The 4,717-nt window shown below is 72.3% G+C and carries 4 protein-coding genes; all 4 read right to left on the bottom strand.

Translation table 11 applies throughout. From position 1 onward, the window contains the following. The coding region (locus BZY54_RS19530; RefSeq protein WP_143668076.1) for a glutamate--cysteine ligase at positions 1-690 on the bottom strand (690 nt) is incomplete at its 3' end. A 199-nt stretch (positions 691-889) separates the two neighbouring features. Then, on the bottom strand, positions 890-3,112 hold the full coding sequence (gene glgB, locus BZY54_RS19535; protein WP_086726473.1) for a 1,4-alpha-glucan branching enzyme: 2,223 nt from the start codon (positions 3,110-3,112) through the stop codon (positions 890-892). 4 nt (positions 3,113-3,116) lie between these two features. Then, positions 3,117-4,505 (bottom strand): maltokinase N-terminal cap-like domain-containing protein, encoded by a 1,389-nt coding sequence (locus BZY54_RS19540; protein WP_086726474.1) that lies wholly within the window; start codon positions 4,503-4,505, stop codon positions 3,117-3,119. A 31-nt stretch (positions 4,506-4,536) separates the two neighbouring features. Next, on the bottom strand, positions 4,537-4,717 hold a 181-nt coding region (locus BZY54_RS19545; protein WP_208640701.1), incomplete at its 5' end, for an alpha-glucosidase C-terminal domain-containing protein.

Below are 4,717 nucleotides of genomic sequence, written 5' to 3' on the forward strand. Positions count from 1 at the left end.
CGCGACCCTGATCTCCACCGTCGGATACCGCTCGGACAGCCGCACGTCGAAGTAGGCCATCTTCTCGTCGAGGATGACGCCGGTGGCCACCATGTCCGCCACCCGCCGGTGGTACCGCTCGGCCGACCCGAACAGCTCGGTCGGCCCCGCCGACGGCCAGCGGTCCCACACCCGGCTGCGGTAGCTGTCGTAGTGGGTGTCCTCGCCCTGCCAGAACGGGGAGTTGGTGCTGATCGCCAGCAGCACGGGCAGCCACGGCCGGATCCGGTCGACGACCGCGACGCCCTCCTCGTCCGACTCCACGGCCACGTGCACGTGCATCCCGCAGACGAGCTGTTCCCGGGTGGCGATGGCGTACTGCTCGGCCAGCCACTGGTAGCGGGGGTTGATGCTGATGGTGGGGCTGACCGGCAGCGGGGAGGTGGCCAGCGCGGCGACCGCGCAGCCGAGCTCCCCGGCGTGCCGGGCGGCCTCCTTGCGGCAGCGCACGATCTCCGCGCCGAGTTCCGCCATGTCCGTCTGCGGATGCGTGGCGAACTCCAGCATCTGGCCGTACAGCTCTTTCTCGAACACGTCCGGGTGCGCGTCGTGCGCCTCGGCATGCGCGAGCACCGCCGCCGACAGGGCCTTCGGTTCCCCGCTGTCCGGGGCGACCAGGAGGAGCTCCTCCTCCACTCCGACCGTCCGCACCTTGTGCCGCCTTTCCGTCAGACTGCCGCGACACCGGACGGGCGACCGGGTCGCACGACCCCGAATGCCCAGGGACGGCGGCCGGACACCTGGATGCGGGGCAGGGCTGGGATGGCGGTGCGAGGGCCTGTCCGAGATCCCCGCCGTCCGCCCGAAGGCGGAGCGGGCGGGGATCGCCGGACAGACCCCGGGAGCGTACTCAGGCGGGATACGGCGTCAGCCAGACGGTGGCGAGCGGAGGCAGCGTGAGCCGGATGTGCCCGTCCTCCGGCTTGACCGGGTCGGGGTTGGTGACGTCGCTGCCGCCGTAGCGCGCGGCGTCGGTGTTGAGGGCTTCGTACCAGGCGGTGACGTCGCCCGGCACGTCCAGGCGGTAGTCGTGGCGTACCACCGGCGAGAAGTTCGACACCGCCAGCAGTGGGGCGCCCTGCGCGTCGTGACGGAGGAAGGCGTAGACGTTGTCGTCGGCGGCGTCCACCGCCACCCAGCGGAAGCCCTCGGGCCGGGTGTCGCGCTGCCACAGGGCGGGAGTGGCCCGGTAGAGCGTGTTGAGGTCGCGGACCAGGTCCTGCACCCCGCGGTGGTCGCCCGCGGCGCAGTAGCCCGGATCGAGCAGCCACCACTCCGGACCGTGCTCCTCGGAGAACTCGCCTCCCTGGGCGAACTCCTGGCCCATGAACAGCAGTTGCTTGCCGGGGTGGGCCCACATGAAGCCGAGGTAGGCGCGGTGGTTGGCACGGCGCTGCCACCAGTCGCCGGGCATCTTCGACACCAGCGCCTGCTTGCCGTGCACCACCTCGTCGTGGGAGATCGGCAGCACGTAGTTCTCGCTGTAGGCGTACACCATCGCGAAGGTCATCTCGTGGTGGTGGTACTTGCGGTGCACCGGCTCCTTGCTCATGTACTGCAGCGAGTCGTGCATCCAGCCCATGTTCCACTTCAGCCCGAAGCCCAGCCCCCCGCAGTCGGTCGGCGCGGTCACCCCGCCCCAGGCGGTGGACTCCTCGGCGATGGTCACCACCCCCGGGGCCCGCCGGTAGACGGTGGCGTTCATCTCCTGCAGGAACGCCATCGCGTCCAGGTCCTCCCGGCCGCCGTACGCGTTGGGCGTCCACTGGTCGGAGTCGCGCGAGTAGTCCAGGTAGAGCATGGAGGCCACGGCGTCCACGCGCAGGCCGTCGATGTGGAACTCCTCGCACCAGTAGACGGCGTTCGCGACCAGGAAGTTGCGTACCTCGGTGCGGGCGAAGTCGAACTCGTACGTCCCCCAGTCGGGGTGCTCGGCACGCTGCGCGTTCCCGGGCTCGTACAGCGGGTCCCCGTCGAAGCGGGCCAGGGCCCAGTCGTCCTTCGGGAAGTGCGCCGGCACCCAGTCCATGATCACGCCGATGCCGGCCCGGTGGCAGGCGTCGACGAAGTACCTGAAGTCGTCCGGCGAGCCCAGGCGGGACGTCGGGGCGTAGTAGGAGGTGACCTGGTAGCCCCAGGAGCCGCCGAAGGGGTGCTCGGCCACCGGCATCAGCTCCACATGGGTGAAGCCCAGGTCCTTCACGTACGCCGGCAGCTGCTCGGCCAGCTCCCGGTACGTCAGCCCCTGACGCCAGGACGGCAGGTGCACCTCGTACACCGAGAACGGCGCCTCGTGCACCGGTGTGTCCCCGCGGTGGGCCATCCACTCGGCGTCGTCCCACTCGTGGTGCGACGCGGTCACGATCGAGGCCGTGTCCGGCGGCACCTCGGTGCGGCGGGCCATCGGGTCGGCCTTGAGGAACCGGCCGCCGTACTGGGAGGTGATCTCGAACTTGTACCGCGTGCCCTCCCCGATGCCCGGCAGGAACAGCTCCCACACCCCTGCTGCGCCGAGCGAGCGCATCGGGAAGGCGGTCCCGTCCCAGTAGGTGAAGTCCCCGGCCAGCCGGACACCCCGGGCGTTCGGGGCCCACACCGTGAACCGCGTGCCGCTCACACCCTGGTGGGTCATCGGCTCCGCGCCCAGCGCCTTCCACAGCTGCTCGTGCCGGCCCTCCCGGATCAGGTGCAGGTCGAGCTCGCCCAGGGCGGGCAGGAAGCGGTAGGGGTCGTGGACCTCGTACTCGTCCTGCTCATAGGCGACCACCAGCGTGTACGCGGGGATCGCCGCCAGCGGCAGCAGGGCCGAGAACAGGCCGTCGCCCTCGGAGACGAGCGGCGTGCGCTCGCCGTCGATCACCACGCTCACCGAACGGGCGAACGGACGCAGCGCGCGGAAGGCGATGCCGCCCCGCACCGGATGCGCGCCGAGCAGCGCGTGCGGGTCGTGGTGGGCGCCGGACAGCAGGCGCTCGCGGTCGACCGGGTCCAGGGGTGGGGCCGCCGTGCCCGGGCCCGCTGCGGGCGGGACGGGGCCGGACGGCTCGGGAAGTGACGTGTCGCGCAGTGCCACCGGTTCAGCCTCCTCTCACGGCGAGACGTTCGATCGCCGCCATCGGTACGGCGAGCCAGTCGGGGCGGTGCCGGGCCTCGTACAACACTTCGTACACGGCACGGTCCGTCTCGTAGGCCCGCAGCAGGGCGTGTTTCTTACGGGGGTCCCAGCCGGCCCGGGAGGCATAGCCGGCGCAGTACGCCTCCCGGCAGCGGCGCGCCCACTCCGGCCGCCAGGGGCGGCGCTGACGGGCGGCGTAGTCGAAGGAGCGCAGCATCCCGGCGACGTCCCGCACCGGGGACTCGGGGATCCGGCGCTCGGCGAGCGGACGGGACGGCTCGCCCTCGAAGTCGATGACGAACCACTCGCGTCCGGCGCGCAGTACCTGGCCGAGATGCAGGTCGCCGTGGACGCGCTGGGCGGGCGGCCCGGCGTCGCAGCTGGCCAGCGCGGCGAACGCGGTCCGCAGCCGCACCGCGTACGGTCTGAGCGCGGGCACGCTGTGCGCCGCGGCCTCCAGCCGCTCGGCCATCGCCGTCGCGGTCCCGGCGACCTCGCGGTGCCCGCCCGTGGGGAATGCCTCGGCCAGCGCCAGATGCACCTCCGCCGTCGCCTGGCCCAGCTGGTGCGCCTGGGCGGTGAAGTCGTCACCGGTGGCCAGCGCCCGGAGCGCCAGCGTCCAGCCGTCGGCCGCGTCCGGCAGGAACGGCTGGAGCACGCCGAGCGTGGCCTCCTCCGGCTGGGTGGTGCGGAGCCAGGCCACCGGGGCGGGCACCCGGCTGCAGCCCTGCCGGGCCAGGGCCCACGGCACCTCCAGGTCCGGGTTGACGCCCGGCTGGATCCGGCGGAAGACCTTCAGGATGAACTCGTCCCCGTAGATGATCGAGGAGTTGGACTGCTCGGCGTCCAGCAGCCGCGGTACCAGGCCGCCGGGGATCAGCACGGACGGGTCCGCCTCGAAGCGCAGGGGGCCTGACCCGCCGGGGTGGCGCAGCCGCTCCAGCAGCAGCTGCGCCGAGCGCGGGTCGCACAGCGCGTCGTAGATCGCGAGCCCGGCCAGCGATCCCTCCACCGGCCGGCCGATGAAGGCCCGGTGCAGGCGCGGGGCCAGTTGCTGCCGCACGCCGAGCAGCAGCTGGTAGCAGTCGGCGGGCGGCGGCGCGGTCGTGCCGGCCGGGGCGGGGACCCCGCCGTGTACGGCGGGGACACCCGCGTGTTCGGCGTGGACCAGCAGATGCAGGCAGCCCGGGAACAGCTCGGTCATCGACAGCAGCCGCAGATCGGTGACGGGCCGGTCCTTGCCGGCGAACCAGCGCTGGCGCGGCAGCCACTCGCGCAGCAGCGATCCGAGCGAGGCCATGGGCTCGGCCAGGTCCGCGGTGCTCGGCTGCAGGGATGCGGTCTTCGGCATGGTCACGCCTCCTTTCGTCTCGGCCGCAGGCTCAGACTCGTCGGCCGATCCGGGCTGCGACCTTGGTGAGCCGGAACCAGTAGAAGCCGTGTCCCGCCAGGGTCAGCAGATAGGGGAGTTCACCGATGGCCGGGAAGCGGACCCCACCGATGAGCTCGACCGGGTGCCGTCCGTGGAAGGCGCGCAGATCGAGTTCGGTGGGTTGGGCGAAG

The sequence above is a fragment of the Streptomyces carpinensis genome (assembly GCF_002154505.1).
Lineage (GTDB): Bacteria > Actinomycetota > Actinomycetes > Streptomycetales > Streptomycetaceae > Streptomyces > Streptomyces carpinensis.